The 17,398-nt window shown below is 36.2% G+C and carries 15 protein-coding genes and 3 pseudogenes; 12 read left to right on the top strand and 6 right to left on the bottom strand.

Features of this window, described 5'->3' with window-relative positions; translation table 11 throughout:
• Positions 1–477 precede the first annotated feature (477 nt).
• Together LCF45_RS10665 and LCF45_RS10660 are read right to left on the bottom strand one after the other, a co-directional pair.
• A complete protein-coding gene (locus LCF45_RS10665; RefSeq protein ID WP_087944756.1) occupies positions 478–600 on the bottom strand; it encodes a DUF3983 domain-containing protein in 123 nt (40 codons plus the stop codon).
• A gap of 153 nt (positions 601–753) precedes the next feature.
• The gene (locus LCF45_RS10660) at positions 754–1,356 is read right to left on the bottom strand and encodes a DUF6944 family repetitive protein (protein ID WP_050000690.1); all 603 of its coding nucleotides are present in this window, start codon (positions 1,354–1,356) and stop codon (positions 754–756) included.
• A gap of 469 nt (positions 1,357–1,825) precedes the next feature.
• Here LCF45_RS10660 and LCF45_RS10655 point away from each other — a divergent pair.
• The 4 genes and pseudogenes from LCF45_RS10655 to LCF45_RS10640 form a co-directional block, all read left to right on the top strand.
• Positions 1,826–1,957, top strand: a pseudogene (locus LCF45_RS10655) (DUF4183 domain-containing protein); the annotation flags it as partial.
• 307 nt (positions 1,958–2,264) lie between these two features.
• Positions 2,265–3,416, top strand: a complete 1,152-nt coding sequence (locus LCF45_RS10650) for a BclA C-terminal domain-containing protein (protein ID WP_263894797.1) — start codon at positions 2,265–2,267, stop codon at positions 3,414–3,416.
• 476 nt (positions 3,417–3,892) lie between these two features.
• A pseudogene (locus LCF45_RS10645) lies at positions 3,893–4,264 on the top strand (exosporium leader peptide-containing protein); the annotation flags it as partial.
• A pseudogene (locus tag LCF45_RS10640) lies at positions 4,255–5,052 on the top strand (tyrosine-type recombinase/integrase); the annotation flags it as partial. The pseudogenes LCF45_RS10645 and LCF45_RS10640, both read left to right, overlap by 10 nt.
• Positions 5,053–5,412: 360 nt before the next feature.
• Here the strand turns inward: LCF45_RS10640 and LCF45_RS10635 are convergent.
• Positions 5,413–5,688 carry a stage V sporulation protein S gene (locus LCF45_RS10635; RefSeq protein WP_002035358.1) on the bottom strand — a complete coding sequence of 92 codons (276 nt, stop codon included), beginning with the start codon at positions 5,686–5,688 and terminating at the stop codon, positions 5,413–5,415.
• A 531-nt stretch (positions 5,689–6,219) separates the two neighbouring features.
• Between LCF45_RS10635 and LCF45_RS10630 the strand changes: the two genes are divergently transcribed.
• Positions 6,220–6,804, top strand: coding sequence for a hypothetical protein (locus LCF45_RS10630; RefSeq protein WP_002165905.1), 585 nt, complete (start codon positions 6,220–6,222; stop codon positions 6,802–6,804).
• Between the two features lie 195 nt (positions 6,805–6,999).
• Here LCF45_RS10630 and LCF45_RS10625 read toward each other — a convergent pair whose 3' ends face one another.
• The 3 genes from LCF45_RS10625 to exsG form a co-directional block, all read right to left on the bottom strand.
• Complete coding sequence (locus LCF45_RS10625) at positions 7,000–8,610, bottom strand: lipase family alpha/beta hydrolase (RefSeq protein ID WP_412838326.1); 1,611 nt, start codon at positions 8,608–8,610, stop codon at positions 7,000–7,002.
• 263 nt (positions 8,611–8,873) lie between these two features.
• Entirely contained in the window at positions 8,874–9,083 is a 210-nt protein-coding gene (locus LCF45_RS10620) for a hypothetical protein (protein WP_002085943.1), read from the bottom strand.
• Between the two features lie 249 nt (positions 9,084–9,332).
• The gene (gene exsG / locus LCF45_RS10615) at positions 9,333–9,485 is read right to left on the bottom strand and encodes an exosporium protein ExsG (RefSeq protein WP_263894795.1); all 153 of its coding nucleotides are present in this window, start codon (positions 9,483–9,485) and stop codon (positions 9,333–9,335) included.
• A 208-nt stretch (positions 9,486–9,693) separates the two neighbouring features.
• Between exsG and LCF45_RS10610 the strand changes: the two genes are divergently transcribed.
• The 7 genes from LCF45_RS10610 (at position 9,694) to LCF45_RS10580 (ending at position 17,308) form a co-directional block, all read left to right on the top strand.
• Entirely contained in the window at positions 9,694–10,608 is a 915-nt protein-coding gene (locus LCF45_RS10610; RefSeq protein ID WP_088291381.1) for an excalibur calcium-binding domain-containing protein, read from the top strand.
• A gap of 203 nt (positions 10,609–10,811) precedes the next feature.
• Positions 10,812–11,519, top strand: coding sequence for an iron-sulfur cluster repair di-iron protein (ric, locus tag LCF45_RS10605; protein ID WP_059038059.1), 708 nt, complete (start codon positions 10,812–10,814; stop codon positions 11,517–11,519).
• Between the two features lie 245 nt (positions 11,520–11,764).
• On the top strand, positions 11,765–14,170 hold the full coding sequence (nirB, locus tag LCF45_RS10600; protein ID WP_263894794.1) for an NADPH-nitrite reductase large subunit: 2,406 nt from the start codon (positions 11,765–11,767) through the stop codon (positions 14,168–14,170).
• Between the two features lie 15 nt (positions 14,171–14,185).
• Positions 14,186–14,500, top strand: coding sequence for a nitrite reductase small subunit NirD (gene nirD / locus LCF45_RS10595; protein WP_002168518.1), 315 nt, complete (start codon positions 14,186–14,188; stop codon positions 14,498–14,500).
• A gap of 213 nt (positions 14,501–14,713) precedes the next feature.
• The gene (locus tag LCF45_RS10590; protein ID WP_263894793.1) at positions 14,714–16,138 is read left to right on the top strand and encodes a uroporphyrin-III C-methyltransferase; all 1,425 of its coding nucleotides are present in this window, start codon (positions 14,714–14,716) and stop codon (positions 16,136–16,138) included.
• Entirely contained in the window at positions 16,135–16,845 is a 711-nt protein-coding gene (locus LCF45_RS10585) for a sirohydrochlorin chelatase (protein ID WP_263894792.1), read from the top strand. The genes LCF45_RS10590 and LCF45_RS10585 overlap by 4 nt, the downstream gene beginning before the upstream one ends.
• Complete coding sequence (locus LCF45_RS10580) at positions 16,838–17,308, top strand: precorrin-2 dehydrogenase (RefSeq protein WP_002127104.1); 471 nt, start codon at positions 16,838–16,840, stop codon at positions 17,306–17,308. Before LCF45_RS10585 ends, LCF45_RS10580 begins: the two co-directional genes overlap by 8 nt.
• The last annotated feature ends 90 nt before the right edge of the window (positions 17,309–17,398 follow it).

The raw sequence follows: 17,398 nt of genomic DNA, 5'->3' as shown, positions 1-17,398 counted from the left end.
TGAGCAATGTTTTCCCCTACTACTCACAATACAACTATAACATGCTAATTCCAAAACAATCGGCACATATACTGCCAAAAAGCGGTCACGACTCTGCCAATTATTTTAAATTCCTCCTGTGTTGCTGATCTATCGATTTTTGGTAAGAAAGATAATTGTTTAGTCATGTAGAACCACTCCTTTGTATTTTTTTACTTTTATCTTAACGCTCCACGTCTACGTTCATAACGTGGTCCACGAACTCCCATTAACTCTTCAATTTCACAAGTACTAAATTTCTCTTTTCGTTTTTTCTTATTTTTCTTCTTTGCTTGTTTTGATTGCTTTTTCCACTCACGTAACTAATCCTTTAGCACCTTCATTTCCCCATCTCCTTTTTCAAAATAAAAAGGACACCTATTCTTAAAACAGCTTTAACTGCTACTTTAATGAATTGGTGTCCTCTAGTTTTCTAGCCGGACTGTATTCTGTTTTCATTTATTTGATAATACCAGCCTGCACAAAGATACTTCTCCAAGCTTTGTTAACTTGATATTTATCAACGGCTATCGCACGACGAGCAATAGCTCTTCTTATTTTCTTTTTCTTTGCATTTGCCATTCTCCTCATCCCTTTCATGCAAACGTCTCTCATTTTCATTTTGGAGCGTTTTGCTCCTTTTGATACCTATTACATTCAAAAATAATCTAAACGTGAATTGTACCTATTTTATAAATTCCTTTTCCCCACAAAAGGATTATTTTATTAAGTTCTCTATGAAATACTTTCTTCTATCTCTTGGCTTTCTTCTCTTATTTGACCGATTAATGAAACTACTGAACCGACCGCTTGGACCCAACTCCCCGTAATCACTATAAGCTGTCCATCCTCCTCATCGCCTTCCGAAATTCCCTCCACTTTATCCCGACTAGCTTTCAATTCATCTATTCCACCTATTGCCTGTAATGAATTGCCAGTTGCTTGTAACACATTCCCGACAATGTTATACGATTCATCTATATTGGAACTATCCTCTATTTCCCCACCTATTGATGTAACACCACCTAATGCTTGTATCCAATTTCCTGCAATCACTAATTTTTTTTGTGTTTCATCTTCAAATTCTATAATGAGTCCTGTTAGAACCGTTACATTACCAATTGATTGGATTTCGTTCCCAATCAATTCAAGGGATATTTCTCCTTGTCCATCAGCCTCCAGACCATTCCCCGTTGCCTGTAATACATTCCTCCATACGTTCAAGTCTTTTCTTAATTCGCTGTTCAATCTTTTTAAAGGTGTACTCCCAATCGCAGCAATAATTGTCCCTACTGCAACAAACCAAGCGCCAACTATCTCCTTAATCGGATCATCCATTCTCAATCTACCCCGTCATTAATTTAGTACTTACAGGATATGAATTGGCACATCTTCATGTTAATGGCCTACTCCTCTTCCTCCTGAATAAAACTCAATATTTCGTCAATACTATACATACATCTAGAGTTAAATCCCTGTTTGGAGCAGTTAGCTTTTGCTAGCTGCTCTTTGTTTTTAAAAATGCACGTAATTGACTGGACACACATAAAATATTTTGTGTTCCTTTTTATATAAAATAAGTTAGTCGTTACAAATGGATAATCTCGTCACGAGAGCACTTTATTAAGTGCTCTATTTATGTTTTAAACTACTACAAAATGAAATTTTTATAAAAAGCTTTCTCAACACCTAATTGGCGGAAATCATTTTCCTTTTATGGTAATCTATTGGTAATTACATGAAGGTTTAGTGTTTCCTTAAAAGGACCCGTCCCCTAATCGGGTCCTTTTAAATGTTCTCTACTTTTACGCATTATATTAATGGCATTATTCAAACAGGCGATACTATTACTGGTGTGACTACTACAGCTGCTACTATTGTAGGCGGAGCCGTCCTAGATGGAGATACTCCTATTGCAATTGAATTTACTATAACGTAACTTTAGTTGTCTTTTTAGAGGTTTCATTAAAAGAAACCTCTAATTTTAAAAACTAACATTAACTTTAGTAGCAACTACATAATACAGTGCATATACTAGTATAGAATGATAGGAATTTATACTCACTCTCGAAAAGAGCACTTATATATAGTGCTCTTTTTGGTATGGAATGTGAAATAAAGGCTTGCTCTTAAAACCTTTTATGTAATTATTGTAGGTTTTTTCCTTACACCCGTGTGTCTGTTTACTCATAAGTTGTTAAAGTATAAATATACATTGGTAGTTAATTTATAAGGGAGGTGTAAAAATGAGTAAATTTAAAAAGAATTGTCACATACCCTTTCCATGTTCCTTTCCTTTGCCTCAAATAGGGCCTACTGGAATAACTGGACCTACCGGAATAACTGGAATAACTGGAATAACTGGAGTAACTGGAGTAACTGGACCTTCTGGTGGACCTCCGGGGCCTACTGGACCTTCCGGCATAACCGGAGCAACTGGACCTTCTGGACCTACCGGAATAACTGGAGCAACCGGGCCTTCTGGTGGACCTCCAGGACCTACTGGACCTACCGGAGCAACCGGGCCTTCTGGTGGACCTCCGGGGCCTACTGGACCTACCGGAATAACAGGAGCAACCGGACCTTCTGGTGGACCTCCGGGGCCTACTGGTCCTACCGGCATAACCGGAGTAACTGGACCTTCTGGTGGACCTCCAGGGCCTACTGGTCCTACCGGATTGCCAGGAACTGGTGGACCTCCGGGGCCTACTGGTCCTACTGGCATAACCGGAGCAACTGGACCTTCTGGTGGACCTACTGGACCTACCGGATTGCCAGGAACTGGTGGACCTCCGGGGCCTACTGGTCCTACCGGCATAACCGGAGCAACCGGGCCTTCTGGTGGACCTCCGGGGCCTACTGGACCTACCGGAATAACAGGAGCAACCGGACCTTCTGGTGGACCTCCGGGGCCTACCGGACCTACCGGATTGCCAGGAACTGCTGGAGCTGCTGGAGCTACTGGGCCTACCGGACTTACAGTATCTGGGTTATCTCATTATGCTTATGTTTTCAATACATCAGCTCAAGTTGTTGCCTTAGAAGCACCTATTCTTTTTAATTCACATGGTAGAATGACATCTGGTTTTACTCATACGCTGGGAACTTCTCAATTAATGGTTCTTAATGCAGGAGATTATAAAATTTCTTTTTCTGTATCAGGAGTTGAGCCTAATCAATTCACACTTTTTTTAAATGGTGCTCCGGTTACCAGCGCAGTTTATGGATCAGGTGCAGGAACTCAACCAAACAACGGCCAAACAATCCTCGCTTTAGCTGCAGGTGATATTATTACCCTTAATAATCATACTTCCGCTGCTGCAGTTACTTTGCAGACTTTGGCAGGTGGAACACAAACAAATATAAATGCTTCGATTGTAATTGAAAAATTAAATTAATTTAATCATTTATTTCTTGAAACTCTGGCAGTAAATAACCTAGAGTGGATTCTTTTTTAACAAGCAGTTAGCTTTTGCTAGCTGCTCTTTTAATTAAAATAACGATTTTATTTGAACCCATTCACCAATTTCATACTTTTACATACTATAAATACTACCTTTCTATATAATGCGCGCTCGTCATTTTCATTATGATTAGGCATAAAGAGTGCTCTCAATCAGCGCTCTTTTTTATTACTTTGAATACATTATTACCAATCCATGGAATACACAGGTTTCTCTGGACCAGTTACCTTGTATTCCTTGTATTCCTTGTACACAGAACCCGCTATAACTAGCGGGTTCTGTTTATTTTTATCTATACAATAACTATTTTGTTTAATTTATAAAATACAAGCGCTTGTCCATTTCATTTTGTTCTACCCCTACATTTACTATTAGTAATAAGAACTGAACTTTCCAGAGGTGAAAATATAATGGACGAGTTTTTATCTTCTACTTCAATAAACCCTAATTTAGTTGGACCTACTTTACCACCCGTTCCACCATTCACACTACCGACTGGACCAACTGGACCCACTGGATCACTATCAGTAGCTTACGGAACTTTTTGGCAAACGGAAATCATTACAGTCCCTTTCGAATCCCCTTTTTCTTTTAATCAGGCTGACCCTATGGTGGGGGGAATTTCTCTGTTAAATCCAACCACAATTAATATCACACAAGCTGGGGATTATCGAATTTCTTTCATTTCCTCGATTAACTTGACTGTAGCCCTTTCATTTCCTTATTCGCCTACCATTTCTATACTATTAAATAACAGTCTGATTCCAAATTTCAAAGCTACTATGCTGAACTTAAGGAAAAAGGACTATCAAATGGTACAATCAGCAATATCCATCGCTGCCTAAGATGCATTTTCAAACATGCTGTAGAATGGGAAATCATACATGATAATATAATGAATAAAGTAAAAAAACCACGTGAAGAGCAAGGTGAGATGAAAACATGGTCGAGCGAAGAATGTAATCGATTCCTCCAGTATCTAAAAGAAAAAAATATTAAGTACCATATGTTCTTCTTACTTGCAATCTATACAGGTATGAGACGTGGAGAATTACTTGCACTAACATGGAAAGATATTGACTTTGATAATAAACGTATCCTGGTTAATAAATCACTTGTAAAAACAGAAAAAGGACTATTTAAAGCTGCTACAAAAACTAAATCTTCAAATAGAAGCATTAGTATCTCTTCTTTTGTTATAGGGAAGTTACAATCCTACTACTCTTATAAAAAGAAAGAATTTTTCCGCTGGGGTATACACTTGAATGAAGAAGCCTTTATTTTCACCGGCAATACGATACATTCACCCTTACATATAGATGCTCCTCATCGCTTTTTGAATGATCACTATAAAAAAGCTGGTGTTCCTCGAATTCGTATACACGACTTACGACATACTCACGCTACACTCATGCTTCAGGCTGGAGAACACCCTAAAATCGTACAAGATCGCTTAGGGCATTCCTCTATTCAAATGACTTTAGACAAGTATAGTCACATCACACAGAACATGCAGCAACAAGCAGCAGAAAACTTCGAGAGTATAATAAAATCTAATGAAAACACCTGATAAAAAATGAAAATATTTAATGTGAGCAAAATGTGAGCATCCAGGAAAATCACCACTTAGAAACCCTGATATAATAAGGTTTTCCATACTATCTCGTTGAATCTTGGGAGAAGAATGAGCAGTTTTAGAATTGTTGATTTTAAAAAACATAAAAACCTCAAAAATGCCAAATCCCTTATGTCACAAAGGATTTGGCATTTTTAAGTTTCTAGAAAAACCCGCTAAATATAAAGAGGAATTAAAAGTCATAAATCCGGTACAATACTGTATCCACGCCCAAGGAACTGTCAAATGAAATGACGTGTCTAACTTTTTGGAGTCTATTGACCTTTTCAAATCCCCTTATATTAATGCTCGCTATTAAGACCTTCTCCTTCTAGGACCTACAATTAATTTGATTGCTGTTCTTTCTTGATTATCGATAGTAACCTCTTGAAAAGCTGGAACAAGAACCAAGTCAATGCCACTTGGAGCTACAAAACCTCTTGCAATCGCAATTGCTTTAATCGCTTGATTTAAAGAACCAGCTCCAATCACTTGGATTTCTACTTTTCCACTTGCTCTTAGTACGCCCGCTATTGCACCTGCCACTGAATTCGGACTTGATTTTGAGGATACCTTTAATATATTTTCCATGTAAGTTGCTCCCTCTATTATTTAATCTCTCTTTTCTTACTGTTTGAAATATAACTAACGTATCTTTAACTACTATTCGAAATAAATACAAACAATTCTGTATAATTACATTCATTCGATATTTTTTGCCTTCTTCCTGCACAACTACATAAATAAAAAGCGACGACTAAGTTAAAAACTTAATCATCGCTTTATCCATTTCTCTGTTTCACTAAAATGCTGTCCTTTAAATACTTCTCTTCTTTACTTTGGCGATATACTATCTTAAAGTTTAAATACTTCAACATTTTAAAACCTTGGATAGAGTTATCTGCTAAATATTCATCCTTTTTCTTCTCCAAAATTCATTACATAGAATATTCTAACTCCATTTTTTTGAAAACTATATTTCCTCATTAGAGCACTTTATATTATGCCAGCTTTTTATCCCAAATCTATTACCTTATATATGGACAAGTATACACGCCAATTGCTTTTCGATTTCATAAACTACTATGTGTTATACATTTATTAATAATAGGAGGTAATATATTGGGTTCATACTATCATTCTTCAAGTTCATATAAAAGATCTTCATGCCACTCTTCTTCTAGTTCATATAAAAAATGTTCGTGCCATCAATCTTCCAGTTCGTATAAAAAATGTTCATGCGACCATTCACATAAATCATCTAAGCCTGCTTACGGCACTTTTTGGCAAACTGAGTTTATAACTGTTCCTTTTGGCGGTTCTTTTCCGTTTAATCACGTTGGCCCTTTCGCAGGAGGAGTTTCCTTATTAAATCCGACTACTATACAATTTAGTAAAGCTGGTGATTATAGAATTTCTTTCATTTCAAGTATTAACACTACGTTAAATCCTGTATTTCCCCATATTCCAGTCATAACTATATTTTTAAATAATAATCCACTTGCTAATAGTCAAGGTGATTTCGCTTTTCAAATGAATACTTCATCAAATAACGAATGCCTTCAACTAGTTGGCGAAACTATTGTTACGGTGCCTGCTAATTCAACTCTTCAACTTAGAAATAATAGTGGTTTCAATCATCAAAGTATTGTAACTTGTGATAATGGTATAAATTCAGTTGAATTAACAGTTACAAAACTAAGTTAATACTATTCCCTCACATTCAGATACTAATTTAGTATCTTTTTTTATTGCATAACGTTTTTTTGATTCCTATCGTCCTCTTATAGAACATAAACTCCCATTTCACTTTTCTATTCATCTAATAAACATGAAAAAGTGCCGAAATCCTTCTGCCACAAGAATTCGGCACTTTTTTTATTAAAACCGATTCATTCTTTCCTACTTCTCCACATAAACCGATTTAACTATCGTACGATTATAAGGTCGTCCTTCCTTATTCATTCCTTTCATATCAATTGTAACGTTATATACACCTGGCTGTTCTATATTTTTCAAAGCACCTGTAAATGTAGTTGTATTAATGTTTTTCGATTCATTTGATTCAGAAACTAATTTTCCATCTTTATTAATTACTCGTACTGTTACTGAAAGATCGCCTTTCATTTCTGGAGCTACAGGTGATTTTTTGAGTTTATACTCTGCTTTATTTACTTTAACCTTTGCCGGCATTTGAAGGACGAACGGAGCATCTTTTTTGTAATCGGTCACGATTAAATATGCATCTTTCGGCTGCTTCGCCATCATTTTAACTTGCCATTCTCCTGCTTCCATTTTATCAAATTTAAATGTTCTTATAGTGGCTCCTTTAAAGAGAGATTCACCTTCACCAGTAGATACAGCACTATCTTTATTTGTATAAACTTTTCCTTTTGGAGATATTAGTTGTATTTCTACATCTGAAGAAGCTGTTAAAATAGAAACTACCCCTTCTGCTTTTTTATCAACTGCGACAGTTTGTCCTACCCACTCATTTTGTGACAACTCTCCTCCTAAAATAGCTTGATTAGAAGTTGTGTTTAATTGTTCTACCTTATCCTCTGAACTATTACTCGGGGCTAATAAAGCTGGTACTGGCACATTTACTGTCCGTAAATATGGTTCAATTCGTGCGAAAACGGCTGAACCTTTTCGTATATTATCATGATCAAATCGTGAATCTGTAAATAAATGTGTTCCATATGGTAACTTAGCACTCCATTCGTTCACCAATCCATCATTAGAACCGTATGATGACAAATACAACCCGCCCATAGATAGTGCTGAAAAAACAGGTCCCCAGCTTGTCCCAGTAGCCGTATAGTAACGGTTTAATTTAGCTGCAGGATTATTATCTATTGTAGAACGAAACTTTGCCATTTCACCTATTTGCAATGAATATGTCCCATCATCTTTTTGACCTAATATAGAGGCAAGCCATCCTGCCCACCAACTATATGATAAATCCGCTAAATTGGATCCGTAATGCGGAGTGGCAAGAGTAATAACATTTCCAACAAATCGATTCGCTCCATATCCAACTAACGCAGCTTGTGTATCAATACCACCTTTACTGTGAGCTACAATATTTACTTTTTTGCCAAAATGATTATAAATCTCTTCAAGCTTTTGTGCTAACAATTTTCCATTGTCCCATTGGCTAGCTGATCCTTTGCCCGCGGCATCATATAATTGAATAAATACAGTTTGATAGCCTGCTTTCAAAGCATAATCGTACATATCATTCATCTCATGATATACTGTCTTTCCATACCAACTATCCGCATTACCATTTCTTCCTTGTACAAAGAGAATTGGTGTTTTATTCTCATCATAATTAGCAGGTTTCTGACCTAAAAACCATTCTCCAGGAGTAAATACTTCTTGATCTGGAAAGCCAGTCTTAAGCTCTGTTACAACCTCCGCGTGTACATTTGCACTAAAAACCAGCGGACTCATAAAACAAAGTACAATAAATAATGCGATACTCCTTTTCATAATTCCCATTAACATCCCCCTTTTTCTCCTGAAAGAAAACGCTGCCATTCCGTTGAACACCAATTGTTTTAAATTCCATTTAATCAATTACTTTTACGTTACAATATAATAAGAAATTAATAGCCGCATTCCTTTCTTATCAAACGTTATTCTCTCAACATTTCTTCATTCCTTTTTACAATAAGCGTTTTGAATATTTCTCAATAAAGCTTTCTCTTTACAAAAAAAACTGCGTATAAAAGGTCTCTTTAATAACCTTTTATACGCAGCTTCTTTGTTTAAAACTCGATGATGTACTCATCATCATATTTATCGTATTGCAAACCCGCTCCTATTTTGAATTCTGTAACTTGATCTCTTAGAAATGGTGCATCTTCTATTTTACTAGTTGCTATTTCAATCCCATATTTTTTTGTTAAATGCGCTAATTCTATTAAAAACCATTCTCTTCGTAATACGACTGGAATATCATACGTTCGTCTTTTCATATATACTAGCACCTCTTCTATTTTCATTATTGAAAAGAATATCAATTCTACTTTCGATACACTTTTTAAAACTATCGTTCATCATCAAAGGCCAATGAAACATTATAGTATATGCATGTCCGTTTTAAACGTGCTATGGCAAAAATAATATTAAAAAACTTAAAAAGTCTTATTTAGTTTACATAAAAAAATTATGTAATAGTAAAAGGGGAAGGCTTGTCCCTCATCCTTTTACTATCAAAAGCTAAATTAAGAACATCTTGGTACACCTAAAGCTAAGAATACACCTGCTACTCCTGCTGTAATTGGCACTTTCAACGTAATAACATCGTCTACTTTTGTTACTAAAAAGTAAGCATTCCCTTCTTGTAACACGCAATTCACTAATAATTGAAATTCCATTCAAATCTCCTCCTTTCAATCGATATACTATAATCTATGAAATCTCTTTTAAAATGTAATAGTAAATATATTTATTTTTCCTTATATACGAAATAAACGTTTATACATCTATTAAAAATATTAATTTTCTAAATTAATATAAAACGTGTAATATCCAATAAGTCCCTATATAATCAATAGAGAAAATCTTACAAATGGAGGTATGAAAATGGCAGTTTTGAGTAATATTGGTGTAGCTTTATTTTTTATAGCTTTTATTCTTTTAATCTTATGTATCATTTCATTCTTTAAGAAAAATGGAAAAGCAAAACAATATGGTCGTCCTACTGTTATTCTTTTTATGATTTCAATTATATTAATAATGACTGGCTCAACAAAATCTGAACACCCAGTCGTAGAATTTTTTTCTACTTTAAGTTTCATTCTATTTATATTTTTCCTTGTTCTAGCAATCTTATCTGTAATTAAGAAAACCGGTGTAGCAAAAAAGCAATTTATAATTACAGCTGTTTTATTTGTCATTTTTGTTGCGCTATCAGGTATTTCAAGTCCTTCTTCTGAAAAAACGACAGTAACGAATAAACAAGTCGCTTCTAATAGTGAAGAGAAAAAAGATGACAAAAAGAAAAAGGAAGTAGAAAAGAAAGAAGCGGACGAAAAAACTCGTAAACAACAAGAAGATGAAAAACGCCAAGCCGAAGAGCAAGCTCTTAAGCAAGAAGATGAAAAGCGTCTAGCTGATGAACAAGCTCGTAAACAACAAGAAGAGCAAAAACGTCTAGCTGATGAACAGGCTCGTAAACAACAAGAAGAGCAAAAACGCCAGGCTGATGAACAAGCTCGTAAACAACAAGAAGAGCAAAAACGCCAGGCTGATGAACAAGCTCGCAAACAACAAGAAGAGCAAAAACGCCAGGCTGATGAACAAGCTCGCAAACAACAAGAGGATCAGCAAAAAGTACAGCAAGCTCAAACACAACCAGCTGCAAGTAACAATAGTAATGTAACTTACAAAAATTGTACTGAAGTTAAAAACGCTGGAAAAGCTCCATTATATAGAGATCAACCAGGTTATAGCTCTAAACTTGATCGTGATGGCGATGGAGTTGCATGTGAAAAATAGTAGTAAAAAAGAAGCTTCTAGTAAGCTTCTTTTTTTATTATCAGAAACTATTGCGACGAATTACCCTCCCTCTCCCTTTTATAAAACTCATTTTATTATTCTCAAAAATGACACATAATAAGTGATTTAAATCACCACATTGATTTTAATTTAACGCTATTCTTAATTTAGATATTACATTTAAACTTTATGGAGGCATTCATATGAAACATACATTTACTGAAACTTCAATTATCGGTAAGATTGTTACACAATTTCCGAAAGCTAGTGATCTTTTTAAATCATATAGAATAGATTTTTGTTGTGGTGGTAGTAGACCACTTATTGATGCAATTAATGAAAGAAATTTATCGGCAACAGAGGTAATTACAGAGTTAAATACGCTTTATCATAAAACAAAACTATTAAACGAATCTGAAATTGATTGGAAAAATGCTTCTTATCAAGAATTGATTGATTATGTTGTAAATAAGCATCATCGCTATTTAAATGAAGAGTTGCCACAGTTAAGTCCATATGTGACGAAAGTATTACGCGTTCATGGGGTAAGTCAGCCTCATTTAGCTCAAATTCATAAACTATTTCATGAACTTAAAATGGAATTAGAACAACATTTAATTAAAGAAGAAACGGAAGATTTCCCATTAATTTTAGAATTCGAACAAAATCCAACTGATGAAAACTATGCAAAGTTACGTAAAGTAGTAGATGCGCTCGAAAATGAACATAACCACGCTGGCAATATTATTAAAGAACTTCGTAAGGTGACAAATGACTTTACTCCACCAGAAGGAGCTTGCGGCACTTATCGCCTTGTTTACCAGCGCCTTGAAGCCATTGAATCTGATTTATTTGAGCATATTCATTTAGAAAATAATATTTTATTTCCGCGTGCAATTTCAAGAGCATAAATAAAGTGCAGGACATGAGTATAAATGCTCCTGTCCTGCTTTTTCATTGTGTAAAAAATATTTACACTTCCCCTCTACCCATATAACCATATTCCCTTTCGCTTCTCCCTTCACATAAATCCGAATTTTAACAATTTGTGAATCATTATAAAAATGTGATAAATATCACATCTCCCCCTTTTTTAATTTTCTATAATGGAAATATAATTCTTTGTTCAACTTTTCACATAGAAAGGGAAATGAATATGAAAAAACGTTTAGTTATGATCGGGAATGGTATGGCTGGCATACGCTGTATGGAAGAAATATTAAAACATGATAGTGATTCATATGAGATTACTATTTTTGGAGATGAACCACATCCAAACTACAATCGCATTATGCTCTCTCATGTTCTACAAGGCAAAACAAATATGCAAGATATCATTATGAATAAATATAGTTGGTACGAAGAAAACGAAATAACTTTATATACAAACGAGAGAGTTCAAAGTATTAACCGAGAAGAAAAAATCATTATTACAGAAAAGAATCGTACTCTTACATACGACAAACTCATTATCGCAACAGGTTCTAGTGCTTTTATTTTACCAGTTGAAGGTTCCACCCTTCCTGGTGTAACAGGATTTCGAACAATTGAAGATACACAATTTATGATGGATACCGCTAAAGAAAAGAAAAAGGCCGTTGTCATTGGTGGTGGATTACTCGGTTTAGAAGCCGCAAGAGGTCTTATTGACTTAGGAATGGACGTACATGTTGTTCATTTAATGCCTAGCTTAATGGAGCAACAACTAGATACGAAAGCAGCTTCCCTATTGCGTGAAGATTTAGAAGCGCAAGGCATGAAGTTTCTAATGGAAAAGAAAACTGTAAAGATTCTTGGTACAGACCATGTTGAGGGCATTCAATTTGAAGATGGTGAAGTTGTAGATTGTAATTTAATCGTAATGGCTGTCGGAATACGCCCAAATACTCAAATAGCAAAAGATGCTAGTTTACTTGTAAATCGCGGCATTGTAGTCAATGACTATATGCTAACAAATGATGAATCCATTTATGCAGTTGGAGAATGTGCAGAACATGACGGTATCGCATATGGACTTGTTGCCCCTCTTTATGAACAAGGCGCAATATTAGCAAAACATATAACGAATTTACAAACTAATGGATATACGGGCAGCATCGTCGGTACACAGTTAAAAGTTGCAGGTTGTGATTTATTCTCTGCTGGTCAAATTTATGAAGATGATCAAACGAAAGCAATTTCAATCTTTGATGAATGTAAACGTTCCTATAAAAAAGTATTAATTCGTGACAATAAAGTCGTCGGTATCGTTTTATATGGTGATGCAACTGATGGTACACGCCTCTTTAGCATGTTAAAGAAAGAAGAAGATATACAAGAATATACAGCCGCTTCCCTTCTTCACAAAGCTGGTGAAGAAAGTGAACTTGACGTTGCTACAATGAGTGCGGATGACACAATTTGTGGATGTAATGGCGTTACGAAAGGTACAATCGTTCATGCCATTTTAGAACAAGAGTTAACTACTTTTGAAGAAGTTAAAGGATGCACGAAAGCCGCAGGGTCTTGTGGTAAATGTCGTCCGCTTGTGGAACAAGTTCTAGCTCATACACTCGGAGATGCTTTTGATGCTTCTGCGCAGTCTGCTGGTATGTGCGGATGTACAACTTTATCACGTGACGAAGTCGTCGCCGCCATTCACGAGAAAGGTTTAAAATCGCCAAAAGAAGTACGAAATGTACTCGGTTTTGCACATGAAGACGGCTGTTCGAAATGTCGTCCTGCTTTAAATTACTATTTACGTATGGCGATTCCGGAAGAATATGTAGATGATAAATCATCCCGTTACGTTAATGAAAGAATGAATGGTAACATCCAGCATGATGGTACATTCTCTGTTATTCCACGTATGTACGGAGGCGTTACAACCGCAGATGATTTAATGAAAATTGCTGAAGTCGCAAAAAAATATGACGTTCCTCTTGTGAAAATTACAGGTGCGAGCCGAATCGGCTTATATGGTGTTAAGAAACAAGATTTACCTAACGTATGGGCTGACTTAAATATGACTTCTGGATATGCGTACTCAAAATCGCTTCGTAATGTAAAATCATGTGTTGGTTCTCGCTTCTGTCGTTTCGGTACGAAAGATTCTTTAGGACTTGGTATGTTCCTTGAACAGTCATTAGAAATGGTAGATACACCTCATAAAATGAAAATGGGTGTAACAGGTTGTCCACGTAACTGTGCGGAAGTACTTACGAAAGATTTCGGCGTTGTGTGTGTTGAAAATGGATTCCAACTGTATATCGGTGGAAATGGTGGTACGGAAGTACGCGAGGCTGATTTTGTAATGATCGTCCCTACTGAAGACGATGTCCTTCGCATCGCTACAGCTTACATGCAATATTATCGTGAAACTGGTATTTACGGAGAGCGTACTGCCTACTGGACAGAACGTTTAGGCTTCGATCACATAAAAGAAATACTACAAGATGCAAGTATGGTTACTACGCTAAATGATCGTTTCCAAACAGCTCGTAGCACATATACGGAAGCTTGGGGACAAGCACTAGAAACGAAGTCTTTAAAAGCGATGTATGAAGTAGAAACTGTGAAATAAGGAGCTGTGATCTATATGATACAAACGAAAGAAAAAATAAAAGTTATGCGTGCGGAAGACCTTCCTATTCAAATCGGTAAAGAGGTGCAAATAAAAGGTATGTCTATCGCCCTATTCCGCCTTTCAAATGGTGATATTCGAGCTGTAGAAAATCGGTGCCCTCATAAAAATGGACCGTTAGCGGAAGGAATTGTATCTGGGGAATTCGTCTTTTGCCCACTACATGATTGGAAAATTTCATTACTAACAGGTGAAGTCCAAAAACCTGATGACGGCTGTATTCAAACGTACGAAGTAGAAGTTATTGATGGTGACATTTATATAAAGTGAAACTTTAATCAGCGGGGATTGGTTCATCCCCCGCTGATTATTAGCCCTCACCAATCGGGCTTTTACGGGCAGTTGATCCCCACCTAACTACTTTGCTTTCGCTGAATTTTGAGGTGGGGGTCTTACTGCCCGGCAAATAGCGGGAGAAACATGTAATTTACGAAAGGAAGCCTCCCTGGCTTCCTTTTAAATAAAAATAAACGAGGTGCGAATATGAACGGATATGTATATTTAGTTGGTGCAGGACCAGGTGATGAAGGGCTTATTACAAAAAAAGCGATAGATTGCTTAAAGCGTGCCGATATTGTCTTATATGACCGCTTATTGAACCCTAACTTTCTTAGCTATACAAAGCCAACTTGTGAACTTATTTATTGCGGTAAAATGCCAAAGAATCATACTATGCGTCAAGAAATGATTAACGCCCACCTCCTTCAATTTGCGAAAGAAGGAAAAATCGTTGTCCGCTTAAAGGGCGGAGATCCATCTATTTTTGGCCGTGTTGGTGAAGAAGCAGAAACTTTAGCAGCAGCGGACATTCCATATGAAATTGTACCAGGTATTACAGCTAGCATCGCCGCTAGTAGTTATGCAGGTATCCCCCTCACCCACCGTGACTATAGTAATAGTGTAACTTTACTAACTGGGCATGCAAAAGGTCCTTTAACCGATCATGGAAAATACAATTCATCCCACAATAGCGACACGATCGCCTACTACATGGGTATAAAAAACTTACCTACAATTTGTGAAAGCTTACTACAAGCAGGAAAGAAAACAGATACGCCAGTAGCAGTCATTGAGTGGGGTACAACTGGAAAGCAGCGCGTTGTCACAGGAACTCTTTCAACCATTGTTCCTATCATCAAAAACGAAAATATTTCTAATCCATCAATGACAATTGTTGGTGATGTCGTTTCCTTACGGGATCAAATCGCTTGGAAAGAACGTAAACCACTGCATGGTAAAAAAGTTTTATTTGCATCCGCAACAAATAAAACAAGTTTCATAAAGCAAAAGTTACAAGAATGCGGTGCAGAAATACATCAAATTCCAACTTTCAAAAGGGAAGAATACACATTAACATCTAAACAAATCAATGAAATTTTTAACGTTGATCGCCTTGTATTTTGTTCAGCTGAAAGTGTAGAAATCTTGATGCGATCATGCAGTAAGCATCATAAAGATATTCGTTCCTTACAGGCGAAACTGCAGTATATTAACGTTGCCACTAAAGAAAAACTGATGCAATATGGGCTACTAAGTAAACAAGCAGAGTTCTCTTCGGATACTACTGTTTATTTAGGCAGAAATATTAATCGAATTGGTTTTATTCAAGAAAAAATTGGTGCTGGGTCTTATATGATGACTCATGAGTATACAATTGATCATCGCTTCGATGAAATTCATTCTCGTATGCTTTCTGAATTCTCATGGGATAGCATTGTATTTGAAGGACGTGCTTCTATTGATACGTTTCTAGCAGAAATAAAACGCCTTAACTTTATCAATATTCTTACTCTACCATTCTCGTATACCGATATTCCAACTTTACACTATGCAAATAAAGTCGGATTTCATAACGTAGATCATCCATTACAAGACATTATTATGAAGAAAGACATGGTGGCACAATGAAAGGAATCGTATATGTTGGACACGGTAGCCGACTGCAAGAAGGTAACGAACAATTCATTCACTTTATTCAATCAGTTATGAAAGAACGTAACGAAAGAATTCAAAAAATAGCTTTTCTTGAACTAACAACTCCTACCATTCAGGATGCAGTTACAGAAGCAATAATACAGGGAGCAACTGAAATAATGATTGTACCTGTTTTATTATTTGCAGCAGCTCACTATAAACGTGATATTCCTTTTGAAATAGAGCAACTACAAAAGAAATATCCTCAAATAACATTTTCAATTGTACCACCTTTTAGTACGCATCCACATATGGTTGAACTTGTAGTGAAAAGAATACGTGAAACTATGCCAAAGCAAGATAGTAGCGTTTTACTCGTAGGACGAGGCAGTAGTGATCCACAGCCAATACATGAGTTACAACAAATCGGAGCAGCGGTCGAACGAAAACTCGGTATGCCAGTATCGTGCTCCTTTTTAACGAAAGGAGCGCCCTCTTTTACTGCTGAGCTCAAGACGATAACATCGACTGCGTCCCATGTATATGTCATGCCCTACCTTCTCTTTACCGGTTTGTTGCTTCAAAAAATTAAGTTGCATACAAAAAAATATGATCACATCACGACTTGCAACTGTCTTCAGTTTGATACATATATGAAGTTAACATTATTAGAACGAATGGAGGAATGTGTGTATGTATAACATGTGCCCTCTTATGTTTAATTTAGATAAAAAAGTAGTTGTTATAGTTGGTGGTGGTAAAATCGCATATCGGAAAGCGTCTGGATTAAAAGATACAGGCGCTTTTGTCACCGTTATCAGCCCAGAGATTTGCGAGGAAATGAAGGAACTTCCTTATATTACTTGGAAGCAAAAAACTTTTAGTAATGATGATATTAAAGATGCTCACCTTATTTATGCAGCTACAAATCAACATGATGTCAATATGATGGTCAAACAAGCCGCACATGATTTCCAATGGGTTAACGTTGTAAGTGATGGCACAGCATCATCCTTTCACACACCTGGTGTCATCCGAAATAATGAATATATTGTAACGATTTCAACTTCCGGTAAGGATCCATCGTTTACAAAGCGTTTGAAGCAGGAACTAACATCTATATTTCCTAAACTTATAAAAAAGCTTTCTCGTACTCACAAATAATAATCTATTTCCTAGCTAAAATAGTAATTACCTTTGGACAAACGTTTTTTAGAAGCGTTTGTTCTTTTTGTTTTGGTTCCTTTTTTGAAT

It is taken from the genome of Bacillus sp. 41-22 (assembly GCF_025809295.1).
Lineage (GTDB): Bacteria > Bacillota > Bacilli > Bacillales > Bacillaceae_G > Bacillus_A > Bacillus_A mycoides.
This window is presented reverse-complemented; position numbering and strand designations above follow the sequence as displayed.